Here is a 20,700-nt window from a genome sequence, read left to right on the forward strand (position 1 = left end):
ATGCCAGATCTAAAAATATGCGCCTGCTAGGGCGCTGCTGGTAACAGAGCCTTACAGGCGCATATGAAATACCACCGGCTATGCCGGTGGATTTTTATTTGTCCATTGTTTCCCCGTATCAATGCTTGTCCAAGCATTTCATCCTGATCCTGCACAGCATCCGCACACGCCGCGTGCGGCCCGGCCCGGCAAATCCTCAATGGGCACGGGCAGAAATGCTTCGCCCGGACAAGACACCCGCGTAGCACTGCCCCGGATACGATAGCACTTTTTTATTCTTTATTCGCACCATCAGCCGCGTTTGACCGCTCAACCGTCGCAACCCACCCCGGCAAATCACTTTTTTCTATCAAAACTCGGCCCTTCCATCGACAGTGCATTGACCCTGGCGAGGGGGGAGGGCTATTCGTCATTGAAACAATACGGGGCTATCGCGGGAAAATAGCCGCCACGGTCTATGCAAACGCCGCAACCTAGGAGGCAGGGATGAGTCTCAACAGGCGTGATTTCGTCAAATTGTGCACAGGCACCGTTGCAGGGTTCGGGATATCCCAGATGTTCCACCCCGCCGTCTGTGAAGCCATTTCCGGTTCGCTGAACGGCGAACGGCCCCCGGTGCTCTGGCTGCAGGGCCAGGGCTGTACCGGCTGTTCGGTGTCGCTGCTGAACTCGGTGCACCCGACCATTGCCGACGTGCTGCTGAAGGTCATCAGCCTGGAGTTCCACCCCACCGTCATGGCGTGGGAAGGCGAGCCCGCCATGGAACACATGATGAAGATCGCCGAGCAGTACAAGGGCAAGTACTTCGTCGTGGTCGAAGGGGCGGTGCCCACCGAGGCCGACGGCAAGTACTGCATCATCGGCGAGGCGCACCACAAGGAAATCTCCATGGCTGACGCCATGAAGAGCATCGGCGCCAACGCCGCGGCCGTGCTGGCCGTGGGCACCTGCGCCGCCTACGGCGGCATTCCCGCCGCAGAGGGCAGCGAAACCGGCGCCAAGTCGGTGTCGCAGTTCTTCAAGGACAACGGCATCGCCACCCCGGTGGTGAACATTCCCGGCTGCCCGCCCCATCCCGACTGGATCGTGGGCACCGTGGTGGTGGCGCTGGACGCCATCAAGGCCAAGGGCCTTGCCGGCGGCCTTGGCGAAGTGGTCAAGCTGCTCGACAGCGACGGCCGTCCCACCCCGTTCTATGGTCGCAACGTCCACGAAAACTGCCCCTACCTTGATGCGTACGACGCCGGGAAAATGAGCGCCACCTTCACCCAGAAGGACGGCTGCCGCTACGACCTCGGCTGCAAGGGCCCGATGTCCATGTGCGACAGCTTCGAGCGCAAGTGGAACGGCGGGGTGAACTGGTGCATCTCCAACGCGGTGTGCATCGGCTGTGTCGAACCCGACTTCCCCGACGGCAAGTCCCCCTTCTACTCGGCCTAGCCCCCGGCGCCATACTCCAAGGAGGAAACCATGTCCGGCTGTACACCCAAGGCCGCTCCTGCCGGGGCCACCGGCAAGGCGACCATCGCCATCGACCCGGTAAGCAGAATCGAAGGGCACCTCAAAGCCGAAGTCGTCGTCGAGAACGGCGTGGTGGTTGACGCCCGCCTGTCCGGCGGCATGTACCGCGGCTTCGAAACCATCCTGCGCGGCCGCGACCCGCGCGACGCCTCGCAGATCGTGCAGCGCATCTGCGGCGTGTGCCCCACCGCCCATTCCACGGCGTCGTGCCTTGCGCTCGACAACGCCTTCAAGGTCAAGGTGCCCACCAACGGCCGCCTGACCCGCAACCTGACCTTCGGCGCCAACTACCTGCAGTCGCACATCCTGCACTTCTACCACCTGGCCGCCCTGGACTTCGTGCAGGGGCCGGACAGCGCGCCCTTCGTGCCGCGCTACGCCAAGCCCGACCTGCGCCTGCCCAAGGACATCAACGCCGCCGCGGTGGACCAGTACCTGGAAGCGCTTGAAGTGCGCCGCATCTGCCACGAAATGGTCGCCATGTTCGGCGGGCGCATGCCCCACGTGCAGGGCCAGGTCGTGGGCGGCACCACCGAAATCCCCACCAAGGAAGCCCTTGTCGAATACGCCGCCCGCTTCAAAAAGGTGCGCGAATTCGTCGAGACCAAGTACGTGCCCGTGGCCTACACCGTGGGCGCGGCCTACAAGGACCTGTTCAAGTTCGGCCAGGGCTACAAGAACTGCATCTCGTTCGGCGCGTTCCCGCTCAACGACGCCATGACCGAGCTGCACCTGAAGCGCGGCGTGTACATCGACGGCAAGGACCAGCCGTTCGATCCCAAGCTGATCAAGGAATACGTCAAGTACTCCTGGTTCGACGACGCCACCACCGGCCTCCACTTCTCGGAAGGCAAGACGGTGCCCGCGCCCAACAAGGCCGGCGCGTACAGCTTCGTCAAGGCGCCCCGCTACAACGGCAAGGCCGTGGAATCCGGCCCGGTGGCCCGCATGTGGATCACCAACCCCGAACTGTCGCCCGCGGGCCAGAAGCTGCTGAAGGACCTCTTCAAGCTGAACGCCAAGCGCTTCCGCGACCTGGGCGACGAAGCCGCCTTCTCGGTCATGGGCCGCCACGTGGCCCGCGCCGAGGAAACCTACTACATGCTCGGCGCCATCGAGCGCTGGCTGAAGGAAGTGAAGGCGGGCGAAGAAACCTGGGCCGCCGCCGAAATCCCCGCCAGTTCCGAGGGCGTGGGCTTCACCGAAGCGCCGCGCGGCTCGCTGGTCCACTACGTCAACATCAAGGACCAGAAGATCGACAACTACCAGATCGTGTCCGCCACGCTCTGGAACTGCAACCCGCGCGACGACAACGGCCAGCTTGGCCCGGTGGAACGCGCGCTGGTCGGCACCCCCGTGCCGGACATCAGCAACCCGGTGAACGTGGCGCGGGTGATCCGCGCCTTCGACCCGTGACTGGGCTGCGCCGTGCACGTGCTGCACGCTGAATCCGGCAAGGTTTCCGTCGTCGAAGTGAAGTAGACGAAGCTACCGACGCTACGGAGGGGGCCAGACCGGCAGGACCGGCCGGGCCCCCTCCTCTTTTTCCGCCCGCCCGGGGCCCCCGCCGTCTTGCGCCGCCACCGGCCCCGCCATAAGGTGGTTGCCCGGCGGGCGGGCCGTCCGCGCGCACCGGCATCGGCCGGGCCGCTTCATGCGGCGCCATTTTTCCGCCCACGCACGAAGACCAGAAGACACCGGAGCATCACATGCAGAAGCTGCTCGTACTCGGCATCGGCAACACCCTGCTCACCGACGACGGTGTCGGCGTGTTCGCCGCCGAGGAACTGATGAAGGAAACCTGGCCGCAGAACGTCACCATCATGGACGGCGGCACCTTCACCCAGGACATCTTCTACCTGTTCGAAGGGTACGACCGCCTGCTGGTGCTGGACATCGTGCACGCCAAGGGCGCCCCCGGCACCATCTACCGCCTGTCCGAAGACGATCTGGTCCAGAACGAGAAGCAGCGGCTGTCCATCCACGACGTGGATCTCATCGACTCGCTGAAGATGGCCGAACTGCGCGGCCCGCGTCCGCGCTTGCAGGTCATCGGCATGGAGCCGCACGACTTCCTGAACTGGAACATCGGGCTTTCCGAGCCGGTGCAGGCCGCCTTTCCGCGCTTCATCGAGGTGGCGCGCGAAGAAATCCGCACCATCATCGCGGAAATGGAACAGGCCGGCTGAACCGCGCAGGCCGCCCTCCCTCGCCCGGCGGCGCGGGATAGTCAGTGCACCAAAACAAGTGCCACGTTTTTAAGAAACGTGGCACTTGTTTTGGTTTCCCCAATGTCCGTCTTTCGCGCACTCACCACCCAAAGTTGAATACACAAACAATGCAATACGGCAGCAATTCCTCCTTCATTGCATGGCGGATGCGCGGCGTGCGCTACGCCGTGGCGGGCGTTGCAGGCAGGCATTTCCTTCCGCGATGCGGAAATGTGTGCGTCATTTGCATTTTCAATTGGAATAACGTTTCAATGTGTTGTATCTTCCCGCCAAACGTGCGGACAGGTCACCGCGGGAAACGGATGCACGCAGAAGCGCCCGCATTCGGGGGGCCTTTCGCACCAGTACGACCCTTACCCCGCCGCGCCGCTGGCGGCGGGCAGGCACGGCGTGACGCCGTGCCGAAGGAGGCAGGGATGAAAATCTCGATCGGTCTCGGCAAGGAGGGCGTGGAGGAAAGGCTTGCGGAACGCGGCGTGTCACGACGCGACTTCCTCAAGTTCTGTACGGCCATCGCCGTGACCATGGGCATGGGCCCCGCGTTCGCGCCGGAAGTTGCCCGCGCGCTCATGGGTCCCCGGCGTCCGTCCGTGGTCTACCTGCACAACGCCGAATGCACCGGCTGTTCCGAATCGGTGCTGCGCGCGTTCGAACCCTACATCGACACCCTCATTCTGGACACGCTCTCCCTCGACTACCATGAGACCCTCATGGCCGCCGCGGGCGAGGCGGCGGAAGCCGCCCTGGAACAGGCCGTCAACAGCCCGCACGGCTTCATCGCCGTGGTGGAAGGCGGCATTCCCACGGCTGCCAACGGCATCTACGGCAAGGTGGCCAACCACACTATGCTGGACATCTGCTCGCGCATCCTGCCCAAGGCCCAGGCCGTCATCTCGTACGGCACCTGCGCCACCTTCGGCGGCGTGCAGGCGGCCAAGCCCAACCCCACCGGGGCCAAGGGCGTCAACGACGCGCTGAAGCACCTCGGCGTCAACTCCATCAACATCTCCGGCTGCCCGCCGAACCCGTACAACCTGGTCGGCACCATCGTGTACTACCTGCAGAACAAGGCCGCGCCCGAACTGGACAGCCTGAACCGGCCCACCATGTTCTTCGGCCTGACGGTGCACGAGCAGTGCCCCCGCCTGCCGCACTTCGACGCGGGCGAATTCGCCCCGTCGTTCGAATCGGAAGAAGCCCGCAAGGGCTGGTGCCTCTACGAGCTGGGCTGCAAGGGCCCGGTGACCATGAACAACTGCCCGAAGATCAAGTTCAACCAGACCAACTGGCCCGTGGACGCGGGGCACCCCTGCATCGGGTGCAGCGAACCCGACTTCTGGGACGCCATGACCCCGTTCTACCAGAACTGATCACGCGCACGCGCGCGGGGCTGTGTCTAAATTAGGATTTTCGTTCGCTGGCAAGGAAAACAAGCCTGCCATGAGGGAGCATGCCTCAGCCGTTGGCGAGTCTTCGAGCCGTACGGATGAGGACCGCAACGCGCTCTCATCGTATTTGACTGAAATGGCAGGCGAAGTTTGACGACGCCAGCGGGCGAAAGGACAATTTTGAAACAGCCCCAGGTCACCACTTACCCGACCAGGCAACAGCCAAGGAGGATACCATGAGCGGCTGCAGAGCCCAGAATGCTCCGGGCGGCATCCCCGTGACGCCCCAGAGTTCCTATAGCGGTCCCATCGTCGTCGACCCGGTGACCCGCATCGAAGGCCACCTGCGCATCGAGGTGGAAGTCGAGAACGGCAAGGTCAAGAACGCGTACAGCAGTTCCACGCTGTTCCGGGGCCTGGAAATCATCCTGAAGGGCCGCGACCCCCGCGACGCCCAGCACTTCACCCAGCGCACCTGCGGCGTGTGCACCTACACCCACGCGCTGGCCTCCACCCGCTGCGTGGACAACGCCGTGGGCGTGCACATTCCCAAGAACGCCACCTACATCCGCAACCTGGTGCTGGGCGCGCAGTACCTGCACGACCACATCGTGCACTTCTACCACCTGCACGCCCTGGACTTCGTGGACGTCACCGCCGCGCTGAAGGCCGACCCGGCCAAGGCCGCCAAGGTGGCCTCGTCCATCTCGCCCCGCAAGACCACGGCGGCGGACCTGAAGGCCGTGCAGGACAAGCTGAAGACCTTCGTGGACAGCGGGCAGCTGGGCCCGTTCACCAACGCCTACTTCCTGGGCGGCCACCCCGCCTACTACCTGGACCCGGAAACCAACCTCATCGCCACCGCCCACTACCTGGAGGCCCTGCGCCTGCAAGTGAAGGCGGCCCGCGCCATGGCCGTTTTCGGCGCCAAGAACCCGCACACCCAGTTCACCGTGGTGGGCGGCGTGACCTGCTACGACGCCCTGACCCCGCAGCGCATCGCGGAGTTCGAGGCGTTGTGGAAGGAAACCAAGGCGTTCGTGGATGAAGTGTACATCCCCGACCTGCTGGTGGTGGCCGCGGCCTACAAGGACTGGTCGCAGTACGGCGGCACCACCAACTTCATCACTTTCGGCGAATTCCCGAAGGACGAGTACGACCTGAACAGCCGGTACTTCAAGCCGGGTGTGGTCTTCAAGCGCGACCTCGCCAACCTCAAGCCCTTCGATAAGATGCAGATCGAAGAGCACGTGCGCCACAGCTGGTACGAAGGCGCGGAAGCCCTCCACCCGTGGAAGGGCCAGACCCAGCCCAAGTACACCGACCTGCACGGCGACGACCGCTACTCGTGGATGAAGGCCCCCCGCTACATGGGTGAAGCCATGGAAACCGGGCCTCTCGCCCAGGTGCTGGTGGCCTACGCGCAGGGGCATCCCAAGGTGAAGGCCCTGACCGACGCCGTGCTGGCCAAGCTGGGCGTGGGTCCGGAAGCCCTGTTCTCCACCCTGGGCCGCACGGCGGCGCGCGGCATCGAAACCGCCGTCATCGCCGAATACGTGGGCGTGATGCTCCAGGAGTACAAGGACAACATCGCCAGCGGCGACAACGTCATCTGCGCCCCGTGGGAAATGCCCAAGCAGGCGGAAGGCGTGGGCTTCGTCAACGCCCCGCGCGGCGGCCTGTCGCACTGGATCCGCATCGAGGACGGCAAGATCGGCAACTTCCAGCTGGTCGTGCCCTCCACCTGGACCCTCGGCCCCCGCTGCGGCAAGAACAAGCTGTCCCCGGTGGAAGAGTCGCTCATCGGCACCCCGGTGGCCGACGCCAAGCGCCCGGTGGAAATCCTGCGCACGGTGCACTCGTTCGACCCGTGCATCGCCTGCGGCGTGCACGTCATCGACGGGCACACCAACGAAGTGCACAAGTTCCGCATCCTGTAGGCTATCCGGAGCCCCGTCGGCCTTGGCTGGCGGGGCTCCGCCAACAGCAGCCCCCGAAAACGGCAAGCAGGCGCGGCGTGCCCGCGCCGTCAGCGAGCCGTTTTCGTCTTCAACCAACCGGATCAGCGCCCCACGCAGGCCGCCTGCGCAACCTCGCAACCCGGCACATCGCTGGCATGTCGAGGTTCCGGCCTTGCGCCGGGCCTTTTCCAACCCTATAGTACACCCCACATGAGCAACCGCCCCAACATCCTCGTCCTTGGCGTGGGCAACATCCTGTACACCGACGAAGGCATCGGCGTGCGCGCCGTCGAGGCGTTGCAGAAGGCGCACGCCTTCAGCGACAACGTCACCGTCATGGACGGCGGCACCCTCGGCATGCGGCTCATGGACGCCATCATGGGGTGCGACCACCTCATCGTGGTGGACGCCGTGCTCGCGGGCGACGAACCCGGCGCCATCTACCGCCTGACCGGCGACGACCTGCGCAAGAGCCTCGGCTTCAACGACTCCATGCACCAGACCGACCTCGTGGACACCCTGATCTTCTGCGAACTTGCGGGCAAACGCCCCGAGGCGGTGATCATCGGCATGGAGCCCCACGACTACCAGTCGCTGGGCACCGAACTTTCCCCCGTGGCGGACCGGCGCCTGCCCCTGCTGTGCGACGCCGTGGTCGCCGAGGTGCGCCGCGCGGGCGGCGACTGCGCCCCGGCTGCCGACTGAACAAACCGCCTGGACAATCAGGCCGAACAACCCGACGGAGCAGACCCGATGTGCCTCGCCATTCCCGCCGAGATCGTTGAAATCAATGACGCCGGCATGGCCAAGTGTCGTGTGGGCAAGAGCGAAACCTACCTCAACGTCTCGGCCATGCTGCTGCCCGAACGTCCCGCCATCGGCGAATACGTCATCGTGCACGCCGGGTTCGCCCTGCGCGTGCTGGACAAGGTCGAGGCCGAGGAAACCCTGCGGCTGCTGCGCGAGATGTCCGAGGCCGTGGAAGGCCAGCCCGCAGGGTTCTGATCCGCGCGGGGCCTGCCGGTACGCTGCCCGGCCCGCGCCATGCCGAATCACGGGGAAGAACGCCGCGCCCGGCGGACGTTCTTCCCTTTCCCGTTTCCCGGCCAGCCACCGGAGTCCATCATGTCCCATCCCCTCACCCTGCTGGCCCTCGGCGACAGCCTGACCGAAGGCTACGGCCTGGAACCCGAGGCCGCCTTTCCCGCCGCGCTGGAACGGCTGCTGCGCGCGGGCGGCCCAACGGCGCGTCACCCTGACGCCACGGTGGTCAACCTGGGCCTTTCGGGCGACACCACGGCGGGCGGCCTGCGCCGCCTGCGCGCGTGGCTGGCCCGCAACCCCGACTTCGCCAACGATGAGGGCGCGGCCCCGCGCCGCTTCGCCATCGTGGAACTGGGGGCCAACGACGGCTTCATGGGGCTGGACCCGCAGGACATGGAGGAAAACCTGGCCGCCATCCTGGCCCTGCTGGCCGAACGGGGCGTGCCCGCGCTGCTGGCCGGGTTCAAGGCCGAGTTCTCCGACGACCCGGACTACGCCGAAGACTACGACGCCCTGTTCCCACGTCTGGCCGCACGATTCGGCGTGCCCCTGTGGCCCTACGTGCTGGACGGCATCTGGGGCGTGGCGGACCTGACCCTGTGGGACGGCCTGCACCCCAATGCCGCCGGGGCCGAGCGCATGGCAAGGGCGGCCCTGCCGTACGTGCTGGACATGGTCGGGGGCGGCGGAACCGACGGATCGTAGCGGGCGCACCACGCCAGCCATCTCCCCGCCGTTCCAGCGCCCGCGCGGGCCGCGCGCGGCTTGACTTCCGCACCTTCTTGAACCAATTACATCGTTTTGCATCACCCGGCGGTACGCGCCACGCGCGCCGTCACCCTCGCCGGGCGCGGCCATGCGCCGCCGCCGGACCTTCCGGCATGCCGACACCCCCCAGGAGCAGCACGTCCATGAGCGACTACAAGAAGACCCTGCATCTGCCCGACACCAAATTTCCCATGAAGGCCAACCTTACCCAGCGCGAGCCGGAAATGCTCAAGTTCTGGGAAGGCATTGACGCTTACAGCGCCATGGCTCAGGCGTCCGGCCAGAAGGGCGCGTACGTCCTGCACGACGGCCCCCCCTACGCCAACGGGCACATTCACCTCGGGACGGCGCTGAACAAGATATTGAAGGACATGGTGGTCAAGTCGCGCAACATGCAGGGCTACGCCGCCCGCTACGTGCCCGGCTGGGACTGTCACGGCCTGCCCATCGAGCACAAGGTGGAGCAGGAACTGGGCGAGAAGAAAAAGGAATTGCCCGCCCACGTGGTGCGCAAGCGCTGCCGCCAGTACGCGGAAAAGTACCTGGACATCCAGCGCAAGGAATTCAAGCGCCTCGGCGTGCTGGGCGCGTGGGACAAGCCGTACATGACCATGGACCCGGCCTACGAATCCGCCACCGCGCGTGAGCTCGGCAACTTCGTGGCCGCGGGCAACGTGGTGCGCAGCAAGAAGCCCATCTACTGGTGCTGCTCGTGCCAGACCGCCCTGGCCGAGGCCGAGGTGGAATACTACGACCACACCTCGCCCTCCATCTTCGTGCGCTTTCCCCTGCGCGACGCAAGGGCTGCGGACGTGCTGGGCCTGTCCCCCGCAGACGCGGCCAGCGCCTACATCGTCATCTGGACCACCACCCCGTGGACCCTGCCCGACAACATGGCCGTGGCCGTGCACCCCGACCACGACTACGCCGTGGTCCGCCACGACGGCGCGCACTACGTGCTGGCCGCCGCGCTGGTGGATGGCTGCGCCAAGACCTTCGGCTGGGAAGGCCACGAAGTCGTCGCCACCGTGCCGGGCGCGAAGCTGGAAGGGCTGGCCGCCGCGCACCCCTTCTACGACCGCCCCTCTCCGGTGGTGCTGGCCGACTACGTGGTGCTCGATTCCGGCACCGGCTGCGTGCACACCGCGCCCGGCCACGGCCGCGAGGACTACGAGACCGGCCTGCGCTACGGGCTGGAAATCCTTTCGCCGCTCAACGACGAAGGGCGCTTCCTTGATTCCATGCCCTTCTTCGCCGGGCTCACCGTGTTCGAGGCCAACCCCAAGGTCATCGAAAAGCTGCGCGAGGTGGGCAACCTGCTGGCGGAGCGCAAGATTTCGCACAGCTACCCGCACTGCTGGCGCTGCAAGAAGCCGGTCATCTTCCGGGCCACCACCCAGTGGTTCATCGCCATGGAACGGAACGACCTGCGCGCCCGCGCCCTGTCGGCCATCCGCAACGACGTGCGCTGGATTCCGGCCTGGGGCGAGGAACGCATCCACAACATGATCGAATTCCGCCCCGACTGGTGCATCTCGCGCCAGCGCACCTGGGGCGTGCCCATCATCGCCCTGCTCTGCGAAGGCTGCGGCGAGGCGTGGAACGACGCCGCGTGGATGCGCGACATCGCCGACCGCTTCGCCAAGCACCCCACCGGCTGCGACTACTGGTACGAAACCCCGCTGGAAGAGATCGTGCCCGCCGGGCTCGCCTGCCCGCACTGCGGCGGCAGCCACTGGAAGAAGGAAACCGACATCCTGGACGTGTGGTTCGACTCCGGCACCAGCTTTTCCGCCGTGCTGGAGCAGCGCGGGGACACCTCGTTCCCGGCGGACCTGTACCTGGAAGGCTCGGACCAGCATCGCGGCTGGTTCCACAGTTCGCTGCTGGCCTCCATCGGCACGCGCGGCGTGCCGCCCTACCGCGCCGTGCTCACCCACGGCTACGTGGTGGACGGCGAGGGCCGCAAGATGTCCAAGTCCATCGGCAACGTCATCGCCCCGCAGGAGATCATCGACAAGTACGGCGCGGAAATCCTGCGCCTGTGGGTAGCGTCCGTGGACTACCGCGAGGACATCCGCATTTCGGACGAGATCCTCAGCCGCCTGGTGGACGCCTACCGGCGCATCCGCAACACCTGCCGCTACCTGCTGGGCAACCTCGACGACCTGACGCCCGAGGAGATCGTGCCGTTCTCGGTCATGGACCCGCTGGACCGCTACGCGCTGGACATCGTCACCGACGCCCACACCCGCATCCAGGAGGCGTATGCCGAGTTCGAGTTCCACAAGGTGTTCCACACCCTGCACAACCTGTGCGTGACCGACCTCAGCGCCTTCTACCTCGACGTGCTCAAGGACCGCCTGTACGCCTCGGCCAAGGACAGCCCGGAACGCCGCTCGGCCCAGACGGCCCTGCTGCACATCCTGCTGGTGCTGGCGCGCGACATGGCCCCGGTGCTCAGCTTCACGGCCGAGGAAGTGTTCCGCCACATCCCCGAGGCGTTGCGCCCCGCCGCGCCCACGGTGTTCGCCCTGCGCGGTGCGGACACGCCGCTGTACAACGTCAGCTCCGACGAAAGCGAACGGTGGGAGGCCGTGCTGGCCGTGCGCTCCGAGGTGACCAAGGCCATCGAGCCGTTGCGCAAGGCGGGCACGGTGGGCCATTCGCTGGACACCCACGTGACCCTGTACGCCGACCACAAGCTGGCCGCCCTGCTGCGCGCCACCGGCACCGACCTGCGCGCGGTGTTCATCGTCTCCAGGCTGAACATCGCCCCGCTGGAGGACGCGCCGGAAACCGCCTTCGCCTCGGAAGAGGTCAAGGGTCTGCGCATCGGCGTGGCCAAGGCCCCCGGCGCCAAGTGCGAGCGCTGCTGGATCTACCACGAGGACCTTGGCGCCGATCCGGACTTCCCCGGCGCCTGCGGCCGCTGCACCACGGTGCTGCGCACCGGCGGCGCCGGGTAGCGGCAACAAGCCCGATCATGCTCCCCCTTCCCGACGACGCCGACGCGCCGCCGGGAAGGGGCATACGCCCAAGCCCCAAGAGGCCCCATGCGTCCCAGATTCGTCATGGTCTTCTCCATCGCCGCGGCCGTCATCGGCCTCGACCAACTCACCAAGCTGTGGGCGGTGACGGCCATTCCCGAACACCATTCGGTGCCGGTCGTCGCCGGGCTCTTCGACCTGGTCAACGTGCGCAACCGGGGGGCGGCCTTCGGCTTCCTGAACCGCTCCGACATAGAGTGGCAGTTCTGGCTGTTCCTGGTGGCCACGGTGCTGGCGGTGTGGGCCATCATATCGCTGACGCGCGCCGCGCAGGAAGACAAGGTGCTGTTCACCGGGTTCGGCTGCATCCTCGGCGGGGCCCTCGGCAACCTCGTCGACCGGGTGCGCTTTCGCGCGGTGATCGACTTCCTGGACTTCTACGTGGGCGACTGGCACTGGCCCGCCTTCAACGTGGCGGACATCGCCATCTGCGTGGGTGCGTTCCTGGCCTTCATCGCCATGTACCGCCAGCCCGCGCCCCGCAACACCACGCCCAAGGCCAAGTAGGAGCCCACACGTGAACACATTCCTGCTCATCCCCCTGCTCGCCATTCCCATCTTGCCCAACCTGTGGTGCATCTGGCATTCTTACACCCACGAGTTCGAACGCCCGGCGGAAAAAGCCCTGTGGATGGCGGCCGGGATATTCCTTCCCGTGCTCGGCGGGCTTGCCTACCTCGTCTTCGGCCGGCGGCGCGCCCGCAAGGCATGACGCAGGCCGAGGCGGCGAACCCTTACGCCACGCAAAGTGAACCGAAAGGCGGACCAAAGCCATGAAGACCCGCATCCTTTCCCGTCGTTTCCTTCCCGTCTGCTCCCTGGCGGCGCTGGTGGCCCTTTCCGGCTGCGTGCGCCAGGAAGACGTGGACGCCCTCAACTCGCGCGTCATGCGCCAGGACCAGCAGATCCAGATGCTGAACTCGCAGCTTTCCGGCGTGCAGCCCGCACAGGCGGACACCTGGTCGCAGGTGCAGTCCACCCGGCAGGAAATCGCCACCCTGCGCGGCCAGATCGACGACATGCAGATGCGCCTGAACGCCACCGGCGACCAGAGCCGCGACCTGCCCCAGATGCGCGAACAGCTGAACCGCCACGATATCGCCCTGCGGCAGATGGCCTCGCAACTGGCCATCGACATAGACAGCGTGCTCGCCGCGCCCGCCCCCACGGGGGCCGCCGGCGGCGCGGTCTCGTCCACCGGCACGACCCACGCGGGCGACCCCAACGCCCCGGTCCTGCTCGTAAACCCCGGCAAGGAGAACGGCTTTGTCGTCGCGCCATCGAGCCAGCCCACCGGGCCGGTCACGGTGCCCCCGGCGCAAAGCGGCACCATGTCCGTGACCAGCGCGGAACCCTCCAAGGGAGCCGCGACTCCCGCCGCCAAGCCCGCCGCAGCAGCCGTGGACACGGCCCAGGCGCTGTACGACCAGGGCATGACGGCGTTCAACGAACGGCGCTACAAGGATTCGGTGAAGGCCTTCACCGATTTCACCAACACCTTCGGGGACCACAAGCTGACCAGCAACGCGTGGTTCTGGCAGGGTGAAGCGAACTTCCAGCAACAGGACTTCGCCCGGGCGGCCCTGGCGTACGAACAGGTCATCTCCAAGTATCCCAAGAGCTCCAAGTACGCCTCGTCGCTGCTCAAGCAGGGCATCAGCTTCTACAGGCTCGGCAAGAAGGACGCCGGAAAGGTGCGCCTGGACGAGCTGATCAAGAAGCTGCCCGATTCGCCCGAGGCGCAGCGCGCCAAGAAGTTCCTGAGCGAGAACAAATAATCCGAGTACCCGGAGCTCCGGCCCGGAACCAGTCATGAGCGAACAACAGACCAAAACCTACCGCAAGAACATCCATCTCACGTTCCCGCCCGAAATCTCCGGCAAGCCCATCGTGAGCGACCTGGTGCGCAGGTACGACCTTACGGTCAACATCCTGAAGGCCCAGATCACCCCGCGCAAGGAAGGCTACCTGACCCTGGAGCTTTCGGGGGGCGAAGAGAACTGTCTGAAGGGCATCGCCTACCTGCGCGAGCAGGAGATAACCGTCACCGACGTCTCGCAGCGCATCTCGCGCGACGAGGAAAGCTGCATGCACTGCGGCATGTGCACCGCCATCTGTCCCACCTCGGCCCTGGCCATGGACACCGCCCTTCGGGTGGTGGTGTTCGACAAGGACCGCTGCACCGCCTGCGGACTGTGTACGCGCGTGTGCCCCGTGGGGGCCATGAACGTGGAAGTGGAGAACGGCGGCCTGTAGCCGCCACCGCTGCCGCACCGGCTTTGCCCGTATCGGCTCTGCCCGCAACGGCTTCACAATGACGCTCCCCGGCGGGGCGTGCGCGGCATGTTCCGCGCATGCCCCGCCTTTTTGCGGGCATCGCCGCTCCGCCTCCCCTCCCTCCCCCCTACACACGGACGAAGGGAGCCCGTTCCGCCGTTTTCCGCTTTTCCGGCGGCCGACTATCTGCTAGGTTCGCCAATGCGGACTTCCGGCCTTCGATCACGGCCCACGCTTTCCGTCCGCACGCCGCCATCCCGTGGCGCACACACCACCAGCAGGAGCGCAGCATGGTCACGCAGGAAGAACTGCTCGAAAACGTGATGGAACGCGTGACGAACAACCTCGTCGTCAACATCCGCGACGTGCTTTCCGCCACCATCGAGCGGGAACTCACCACCAACCTCACCCGCGCCCTGGTGGAAAGCGAATTCTACCGCCGCATCAGCGACGACATGCGCGGGGGCCTGCAAACCATCTACCGCGAAATCTCCACCGCCGCGAAGCCCGGCGCGCAGGAAGCGCCCGAAGACGCCCAGCCCGTGCAGCGCGAGGACGCCGACCGCCTGTTCAACGAGGCCTCGCGCCAGTTGGACGAAATCCTGGTCACCACGCAGGAAGCCACCGAATCGATCATGGACGTGGTGGAAGTGCAGATCGAACGCCAGAAGGAGGCGGCCGTGCTGCTGGAGGCCGTCCGCGCCGGGGCGGGCGTGGAGCGCGCCCTGGAGCGCATGGCGCAGATCAACGCCGAACTGGGCGAAGGGCTGGTGGAAATCCTGACCACCCTCGGCTTCCAGGACCTGACCGGCCAACGCATCAAGAAGATCATCGAGGCCCTGCGCACCATCGAAAGCACGGTGGTGGAGCTCTACCTGTCCACCGGCCTGCTGATCCGCGCGCGCGAGGAAACCCCGGAAAAAGACATCTCGCAGATCGAGGCGGAAACCCGCCAGGTGGTCTCCGAACTGAAGGGGCCGCAGCGCGGCGTCTCGCAGGAAAACGTGGACGACCTGCTGGCCCAGCTCGGGCTGTAGGACCGCAAGAGCCTGCCGGGTGCGCGGGGGATGCAGACGGCCGGGCGGCGGGGCGGCGGGAGTCGCGGCCTCTCCGAACGCCCCCTTGCCAGCCGCTTCGGACTGCCTACTTTCTGATTCGGCGCGCCATGCGCGGGCGGTCCCCCCTCTCCCGCAGTCCCGCGCGCCGCTCCGGAAACCGCAACAGACGCACGGCCGCGCCGCCCGCGCCTTTCCTCACGGAGATGCCATGTCCGCTTCCGCCGCAGCATCCGCCTCCACCCCCCTGGTGATCATCGGCTCCGGCCCGGCCGGGCTTTCCGCCGCCATCTACACCGCCCGCGCGGGCATTCCCACGCTGGTGCTGGGCAGCGCCCCCAAGGTGGCGGGCGACTACGAGATCGACAATTACTTCGGCTTCGACGAGACCATCTCCGGCCGTGACCTCATCGAGCGCGGCCGCAGGCAAGCAGAACGCTTCGGCGCGCAACTGCGCGAAGAGCGCGTGCTGGCCGTGCACCATGGCGACGCCGGCGGCTTCCACGTCAAGACCGACAAGGGCGCATACGACGCCTGCGCCGTGGTGCTGGCCACGGGCGTTGCCCGCGTGCGCCCCGGCATCGACAACCTGGGCGACTACGAGGGCAAGGGCGTGTCCTACTGCGTGAGTTGCGACGGGTTCTTTTATCGCGGCAAGCAGGTGCTGGTGCTGGGCGAGGGCATCTTCGCGGCCAACCAGGCCCTGGAACTGACCCAGTACACCCCCCACGTGTGCATCTGCACCCAGGGCAAGGAGCCCGCGCTCACCCCCGACTTCCAGCAGCGCCTGGCCGACGCGGGCATCGCCGTGGACACCCGCAAGATAGCGCGCCTGGCCGGGGACAACGGCCTTGAGCGCGTGGTGTTCGCCGACGGCGCGGAACAGGCGCTGGACGGCCTGTTCGTGGCCATGGGCGAGGCCTCGTCCCTGGACTTCGCCTACTCGCTGGGCGTGGAGCGCAAGGGCGTGTTCCTGATGGCCGACGACGAGCAGCGCACCAACATCCCCGGCGTCTTCGCGGCGGGCGACTGCACCGGCGGCTTTCTTCAGATCGGCGTGGCCGTGGGCGAAGGGGCCAAGGCGGCCCGTTCGGCCATCGCCTTCGCCAAGGAGCAGTGCGGCGTGAAGAAGGCCGGGTAGCCCGGCGATCCTGTGGGCGGGCCTGCCGGCAGCCCTGCGGGCGCCCGGCTTGACAGCCGCACCGCCGGGGCGTATCAGATTCGGCTCACCGGGCAGCATTCCGGGCGTCGGATTCGGACGACGGGCCGGGCCGGTCCGGATGCGCGTGGGCCTATAGCTCAATTGGCAGAGCCCCCGGCTCATAACCGGTTTGTTGCGTGTTCGAGTCACGCTAGGCCCACCAAATCTTTCCCGGACAGGCGCACGCGCCGCCCCGGCAGGGGGCACTGCCAGTGCCCCCTGCCGCCAACAGAGCAACGGGACAGGAACGCGGACATTGGAGCAGCACCAATTCCGGAACCACGCCTTGCCGCTTCGAGGGTGCTTGCGCCGCGTTCATCCGGCGAAGCACCCTCTTTGCTTGGGGAAGATGCATGAAACGATCTGAAATAATTAACATTATTGAAAAAACGGCGGTTCCGGCCTCCGCCGCCCAGTGGGACAGGTCGGGCATGCAGGTGGCCGGGCACGACGCCGAGGCCACGGCCCTGGCCGTTTGCCTCGACCCCACCCCCGCCGCCGTCGCCGCCGCCCTGGACCTTGGCGCGGACGTCATTCTTTCCCACCATCCGCTGGTCATGACGCCGCGCGCGCTGGACACGCTGGACGACCACCACGCCGTGGCCTCGGCCGTGCTGGCGCGCGGGGCATGGCTGTACGCCGCGCACACCTCGCTGGACGCCAACCCCGAAGGCCCCGTGGGCTGGCTGGCCCGTGAACTTTCGCTGGCATCGCCCGTGGTGCTGGAACCCACCCTGCGCCAGGAGCGCGTGACCCGGTGCATCGTGGCCGCCGGTGCGCCCTCCCCGCGCTGGGTCAGCCTGCCCGGCGTGCTGGCCTGCCGGGTGCTGGGCTCCGCCGCCGTGCTCAGTTGCGAGGCCGCCGCCTGGCCCGCCATCCGCGCGGCCATCGTGTCCGAAGCCCCGAAGGACGCCGCCCCGGCCTTCCTGCCCGCCGAGCCGGAACTGCCCGCGCAGGTCTTCGGTTTCGGCTTGGTGGGCGACCTGCCCGAACCCATCGAATTTCCGGCCTTTGCCCGCAGGCTGCACGAGCTTTCCGGGCGGGCCCACTGCCACGTCAGCGGCCCCGTCCCCACCATGGTGCGCCGGGTGGGCTACTGCACCGGTTCCGGCAGTTCGCTGGCCGATGCCGCCTTCGCCCTCGGGGCCGACGTGTTCGTCACCGGCGACGTGAAGTACCACACCGCGCTGGAAGCCCGTGGCTGCCTGCTCGACGTGGGGCACTTCGCCCTTGAAGAGGAAATGATGCGCCGCTTCGCCGACGGCCTGCGCGCCGCGCTGCCCGGCCTGCCCGTGCATTTCCTGCCATCCAGCGATCCATTGCGGCTGCACCTGCCCGCCTCGCCCACGGGCACGGGCGGCGGCCGCGTTCCGGAACATCCGGCCTAACCCGCATTTCAGGAGGATATGACGTTGAGCCTCTATCTCAAGCAGATCGAACAGCTTGTCGCCCTGCAGAAGGTGGACGACCACATCTACGGCATCAAGGCGGAGCTCAAGAACGCGCCGCAGGAAGTGGAAGGGTTGCAGCAGCGCTTCGACGTCCTGGAGGAACAGCGCAACCGCCTCCTCGACAAGCTGACCCACCTGAAGGAGCAGGAAAAGCGCCTCGGCACCGAGATCGAGGACGATTCCCTGCGCATCAAGAAGAGCAAGTCCAAGCTCATGCTCGTGGGGAACACCAAGGAATACCACGCCATGATGCGCGAAATGGACAACATGGAAAAGATGAACCGCTCGCGCGAAGAGGAAAAGCTCGCCCTGGCCGAGGAACTTCAGCGCCAGACCGAGGCCATGGCCGAAATGGACGAGCGCTACACCGCCCTCAAGGCCGACCTGGAAACCAAAAAGGCCAGCCTGGACGCACGCCTGGCCGAAGCGGGCGCGGGCCTGGCCGACCTGGAATCCCAGCGCAGCGCCGCGGGCAAGGAAGTGCCCCCGCCCGTGCTGAGCCGGTACGAGTTCATCCGCCAGCGGCTGGAAAACCCGGTCATCGTGCCCGTGGACAAGGGCGTGTGCTCCGGCTGCCACATCGCCATCCCGCCGCAGAGCTACATCGAGTTGCAGAAGGGCCACCAGATCCTCAGTTGCCCCAACTGCCAACGCCTCATCTACTGGAGCGAACACTTCTGCGTGGAAACCCCGGCCGCCGAATAGGCCGGGACGCCGCGCATCCACTTTCGGGAGCCGGACGGGCTGTCGCCGCGGGCCGCAAGGCCCGGGGAGGAAAGTCCGGGCTCCGCAGGGCAGGACGCTGGGTAACCCCCAGGACGAGTGATCGTCGGACAGGGCCACAGAAAGCAGACCGCCCGGCAGGCTCGCCTGCCGGGTAAGGGTGAAACGGTGGGGTAAGAGCCCACCAGCTGGCGCGGCGACGCGCCAGGCTCGGTAACCCCCGTCCGGAGCAAGACCAAATAGGGAAGCGTTCGAGGCCTGCCCGGCCGATGCTTCCGGGTCGGTTGCTTGAGGGCGTCGGCAACGGCGCTCCTAGAGGAATGACAGCCGCCCGCAAGGGTACAGAACCCGGCTTACAGTCCGACTCCCGAAGTTAAAAAGGCGATTACGGGGGAGGGAGGAAGGGACTTTTAAAAAAGTCCCTTCCTCCCTCCCCCGGACCCCCTCCTTCCTTCCCCAAAACTTTTCATTTGGGGGCTTCTTTTTGGCCCGGAATCGACGGAAAGACACGGCACGTGCAAAAACCACTGCCTCACCTCCCTACCCCCAATTAAAAAGTTTGCGGGAGGGGGGTACGGGGGAAGGGGGCTTTGCGGCAGCTGTTAGCCGAACGCGAAGCGTGAGGCTTACAGATGGCGACCGCAAAGCGCAAAGCCCCCTTCCCCCCGTATCTTTTCTGTTCTTCATTCTTTTTCCCCAAAGGACCGCACATGCACGCATGGGCCATCGTTCTCGCGGCGGGCAGCGGCACCCGGCTGGCGTCGGCCGGGCTGACCACGGCCAAGCAGTTCATCGATCACCGGGGCGCGCCGCTGTACTGGCGCTCGGCGCGGACGTTCGCGTCGGTGGCGCGGGTGCGCGGGCTGGTCTTCGTGTTCCCGCAGGACAGGCTGGAGGCCGAGCGGGAACGCCTGACGGCGCTGGACGCGGGGCGCGCGCTGGGCGTGCCGTGGCGGGCGGTGGCGGGCGGCGCGCTGCGGCAGGATTCGGTGGCGGCGGGTCTTGCGGCCCTGCCGCGTGAATGTGATGCGGTACTGGTGCACGACGCGGCCCGCCCGTTCGCCACGGCCGCGCTGTCCAACGCGGTGCTCGACGCGCTGGCCGCAGGCGCGCCGGGCGTGGTGCCGGGCGTCGCGGTGACGGACACCATCAAACAAACGGAACACGGCCTGGTCACCCATACCCCGGACAGGTCCGGGCTGGTGGCGGTGCAGACCCCGCAGGGCTTCGCCCTGACCCCGCTGCGGCAGGCCCACGAGCGCGCCCACGCCGAAGGCTGGACCGTCACCGACGACGCGGCCCTGCTGGAACGTTGCGGCCTGCCCGTACACATGGTGGCCGGAGAGGCCGCCAACGCCAAGATCACCACGCCGGAGGACCTGGCCATGCTGGACGACGACACCGCCCGCGACCCGTGGGACGCGCGCAAGGGGCAGGCCCGCCTGATCCCCTGCACCGGCTGGGGCTACGACGTGCACCGCTACGCGCGGCAGGAAGACACCGGCCGCCCCGCCCGCCCCATGAAACTGGGCGGCGTGCCCATTCCCGGCGGGCCGGAGGTGGTGGCCCATTCCGACGGCGACGTGCTGCTGCACGCCCTCACCGATGCCCTGCTGGGATGCGTCGGGGGCGGCGACATCGGCCAGCACTTCCCGGATACCAACGCTGCGCTGGACAACGCCAACTCCGCCGTGCTGCTGGACGAGGTGCTGCGCCTGACGCGCGCGGCGGGGCTTGAGATCACCAACGTGGACCTGACCATCATCGCGCAGGTGCCCCGGCTGGCCCCGTGGCGCGAGCAGATCCGCCGCAACATCTGCCGCCTGCTGGCGCTGGACGAGACCATGGTGAACGTGAAGGCCACCACCGAGGAAAAGCTGGGCTTCACCGGCGAGAAGAAGGGCCTGAAGGCCGTGGCCGCCGTCACCGGCCTGCGGCCCGTGCGGGCCGGACGCCCCGGTGATTCCAGCAATGGCGGAGACGCCGGAGACGCCGGGGGCACAGGCCCCACCGGCAGCGCCTGACGCCCG

The 20,700-nt window shown here is 66.8% G+C and carries 18 protein-coding genes, 1 tRNA gene and 1 other RNA gene; all 20 read left to right on the forward strand.

The annotated features are described in order from the left end of the window. The first annotated feature begins 486 nt into the window (after positions 1-486). The 20 genes from hysB (at position 487) to ispD (ending at position 20,694) form a co-directional block, all read left to right on the forward strand. Positions 487-1,440, forward strand: a complete 954-nt coding sequence (gene hysB, locus ACR4XJ_RS10520) for a NiFeSe hydrogenase small subunit (protein ID WP_434755175.1) — start codon at positions 487-489, stop codon at positions 1,438-1,440. Between the two features lie 30 nt (positions 1,441-1,470). Further along, the gene (gene hysA / locus ACR4XJ_RS10525) at positions 1,471-3,003 is read left to right on the forward strand and encodes a NiFeSe hydrogenase large subunit HysA (RefSeq protein WP_434755176.1); all 1,533 of its coding nucleotides are present in this window, start codon (positions 1,471-1,473) and stop codon (positions 3,001-3,003) included. Between the two features lie 227 nt (positions 3,004-3,230). Continuing rightward, positions 3,231-3,710 carry a NiFeSe hydrogenase maturation protease gene (hysD, locus tag ACR4XJ_RS10530; protein ID WP_434755177.1) on the forward strand — a complete coding sequence of 160 codons (480 nt, stop codon included), beginning with the start codon at positions 3,231-3,233 and terminating at the stop codon, positions 3,708-3,710. Positions 3,711-4,168: 458 nt separating this feature from the next. Then, a complete protein-coding gene (locus ACR4XJ_RS10535) occupies positions 4,169-5,122 on the forward strand; it encodes a hydrogenase small subunit (RefSeq protein ID WP_434755178.1) in 954 nt (317 codons plus the stop codon). 254 nt (positions 5,123-5,376) lie between these two features. Beyond that, complete coding sequence (locus tag ACR4XJ_RS10540) at positions 5,377-7,080, forward strand: nickel-dependent hydrogenase large subunit (protein ID WP_434755179.1); 1,704 nt, start codon at positions 5,377-5,379, stop codon at positions 7,078-7,080. Between the two features lie 231 nt (positions 7,081-7,311). After that, complete coding sequence (locus ACR4XJ_RS10545) at positions 7,312-7,806, forward strand: HyaD/HybD family hydrogenase maturation endopeptidase (protein ID WP_434755180.1); 495 nt, start codon at positions 7,312-7,314, stop codon at positions 7,804-7,806. 48 nt (positions 7,807-7,854) lie between these two features. Next, on the forward strand, positions 7,855-8,106 hold the full coding sequence (locus ACR4XJ_RS10550) for a HypC/HybG/HupF family hydrogenase formation chaperone (protein ID WP_434755181.1): 252 nt from the start codon (positions 7,855-7,857) through the stop codon (positions 8,104-8,106). Positions 8,107-8,226: 120 nt separating this feature from the next. Then, positions 8,227-8,850: an arylesterase gene (locus tag ACR4XJ_RS10555; RefSeq protein WP_434755182.1), complete on the forward strand. Its 624-nt coding sequence runs from the start codon at positions 8,227-8,229 to the stop codon at positions 8,848-8,850. Between the two features lie 206 nt (positions 8,851-9,056). After that, positions 9,057-11,882 carry an isoleucine--tRNA ligase gene (gene ileS, locus ACR4XJ_RS10560; protein WP_434755183.1) on the forward strand — a complete coding sequence of 942 codons (2,826 nt, stop codon included), beginning with the start codon at positions 9,057-9,059 and terminating at the stop codon, positions 11,880-11,882. A gap of 87 nt (positions 11,883-11,969) precedes the next feature. Then, positions 11,970-12,470 (forward strand): signal peptidase II, encoded by a 501-nt coding sequence (gene lspA / locus ACR4XJ_RS10565; protein ID WP_434755184.1) that lies wholly within the window; start codon positions 11,970-11,972, stop codon positions 12,468-12,470. A gap of 10 nt (positions 12,471-12,480) precedes the next feature. After that, positions 12,481-12,675, forward strand: coding sequence for a PLD nuclease N-terminal domain-containing protein (locus ACR4XJ_RS10570; RefSeq protein ID WP_434755185.1), 195 nt, complete (start codon positions 12,481-12,483; stop codon positions 12,673-12,675). Positions 12,676-12,736: 61 nt separating this feature from the next. Continuing rightward, positions 12,737-13,741, forward strand: a complete 1,005-nt coding sequence (ybgF, locus tag ACR4XJ_RS10575; RefSeq protein WP_434755186.1) for a tol-pal system protein YbgF — start codon at positions 12,737-12,739, stop codon at positions 13,739-13,741. A 34-nt stretch (positions 13,742-13,775) separates the two neighbouring features. Continuing rightward, positions 13,776-14,219, forward strand: coding sequence for an NIL domain-containing protein (locus ACR4XJ_RS10580; protein ID WP_333505471.1), 444 nt, complete (start codon positions 13,776-13,778; stop codon positions 14,217-14,219). Positions 14,220-14,530: 311 nt separating this feature from the next. Continuing rightward, complete coding sequence (locus ACR4XJ_RS10585) at positions 14,531-15,277, forward strand: protein phosphatase CheZ (protein WP_434755187.1); 747 nt, start codon at positions 14,531-14,533, stop codon at positions 15,275-15,277. A gap of 229 nt (positions 15,278-15,506) precedes the next feature. After that, positions 15,507-16,436 (forward strand): NAD(P)/FAD-dependent oxidoreductase, encoded by a 930-nt coding sequence (locus ACR4XJ_RS10590; RefSeq protein ID WP_434755188.1) that lies wholly within the window; start codon positions 15,507-15,509, stop codon positions 16,434-16,436. 147 nt (positions 16,437-16,583) lie between these two features. Continuing rightward, positions 16,584-16,659: transfer RNA gene (locus tag ACR4XJ_RS10595), tRNA-Ile, on the forward strand. Between the two features lie 190 nt (positions 16,660-16,849). Then, positions 16,850-17,884, forward strand: coding sequence for a Nif3-like dinuclear metal center hexameric protein (locus ACR4XJ_RS10600; RefSeq protein ID WP_434755189.1), 1,035 nt, complete (start codon positions 16,850-16,852; stop codon positions 17,882-17,884). 18 nt (positions 17,885-17,902) lie between these two features. After that, on the forward strand, positions 17,903-18,652 hold the full coding sequence (locus ACR4XJ_RS10605; RefSeq protein WP_434755190.1) for a zinc ribbon domain-containing protein: 750 nt from the start codon (positions 17,903-17,905) through the stop codon (positions 18,650-18,652). 26 nt (positions 18,653-18,678) lie between these two features. Next, an RNA gene (rnpB, locus tag ACR4XJ_RS10610) (RNase P RNA component class A) lies at positions 18,679-19,042 on the forward strand. Between the two features lie 338 nt (positions 19,043-19,380). Further along, positions 19,381-20,694, forward strand: coding sequence for a 2-C-methyl-D-erythritol 4-phosphate cytidylyltransferase (ispD, locus tag ACR4XJ_RS10615; RefSeq protein ID WP_434755191.1), 1,314 nt, complete (start codon positions 19,381-19,383; stop codon positions 20,692-20,694). Positions 20,695-20,700: the final 6 nt, after the last annotated feature.

The organism is Nitratidesulfovibrio sp. D1, from assembly GCF_051133415.1.
Classification (GTDB): Bacteria; Desulfobacterota; Desulfovibrionia; order Desulfovibrionales; family Desulfovibrionaceae; genus Cupidesulfovibrio.

Excerpts from the sequence above, each read along its gene's own strand:
- ACR4XJ_RS10540 (WP_434755179.1), top strand. The coding sequence starts at position 5,377 with ATGAGCGGCTGCAGAGCCCAGAATGCTCCGGGCGGCATCCCCGTGACG.
- ACR4XJ_RS10590 (WP_434755188.1), top strand. The coding sequence starts at position 15,507 with ATGTCCGCTTCCGCCGCAGCATCCGCCTCCACCCCCCTGGTGATCATC.
- ACR4XJ_RS10550 (WP_434755181.1), top strand. The coding sequence starts at position 7,855 with ATGTGCCTCGCCATTCCCGCCGAGATCGTTGAAATCAATGACGCCGGC.
- lspA (WP_434755184.1), top strand. The coding sequence starts at position 11,970 with ATGCGTCCCAGATTCGTCATGGTCTTCTCCATCGCCGCGGCCGTCATC.
- hysB (WP_434755175.1), top strand. The coding sequence starts at position 487 with ATGAGTCTCAACAGGCGTGATTTCGTCAAATTGTGCACAGGCACCGTT.
- ispD (WP_434755191.1), top strand. The coding sequence starts at position 19,381 with ATGCACGCATGGGCCATCGTTCTCGCGGCGGGCAGCGGCACCCGGCTG.
- ACR4XJ_RS10535 (WP_434755178.1), top strand. The coding sequence starts at position 4,169 with ATGAAAATCTCGATCGGTCTCGGCAAGGAGGGCGTGGAGGAAAGGCTT.
- ACR4XJ_RS10545 (WP_434755180.1), top strand. The coding sequence starts at position 7,312 with ATGAGCAACCGCCCCAACATCCTCGTCCTTGGCGTGGGCAACATCCTG.
- hysD (WP_434755177.1), top strand. The coding sequence starts at position 3,231 with ATGCAGAAGCTGCTCGTACTCGGCATCGGCAACACCCTGCTCACCGAC.
- ACR4XJ_RS10555 (WP_434755182.1), top strand. The coding sequence starts at position 8,227 with ATGTCCCATCCCCTCACCCTGCTGGCCCTCGGCGACAGCCTGACCGAA.
- ileS (WP_434755183.1), top strand. The coding sequence starts at position 9,057 with ATGAGCGACTACAAGAAGACCCTGCATCTGCCCGACACCAAATTTCCC.
- ybgF (WP_434755186.1), top strand. The coding sequence starts at position 12,737 with ATGAAGACCCGCATCCTTTCCCGTCGTTTCCTTCCCGTCTGCTCCCTG.
- ACR4XJ_RS10585 (WP_434755187.1), top strand. The coding sequence starts at position 14,531 with ATGGTCACGCAGGAAGAACTGCTCGAAAACGTGATGGAACGCGTGACG.
- ACR4XJ_RS10605 (WP_434755190.1), top strand. The coding sequence starts at position 17,903 with ATGACGTTGAGCCTCTATCTCAAGCAGATCGAACAGCTTGTCGCCCTG.
- ACR4XJ_RS10600 (WP_434755189.1), top strand. The coding sequence starts at position 16,850 with ATGAAACGATCTGAAATAATTAACATTATTGAAAAAACGGCGGTTCCG.
- ACR4XJ_RS10580 (WP_333505471.1), top strand. The coding sequence starts at position 13,776 with ATGAGCGAACAACAGACCAAAACCTACCGCAAGAACATCCATCTCACG.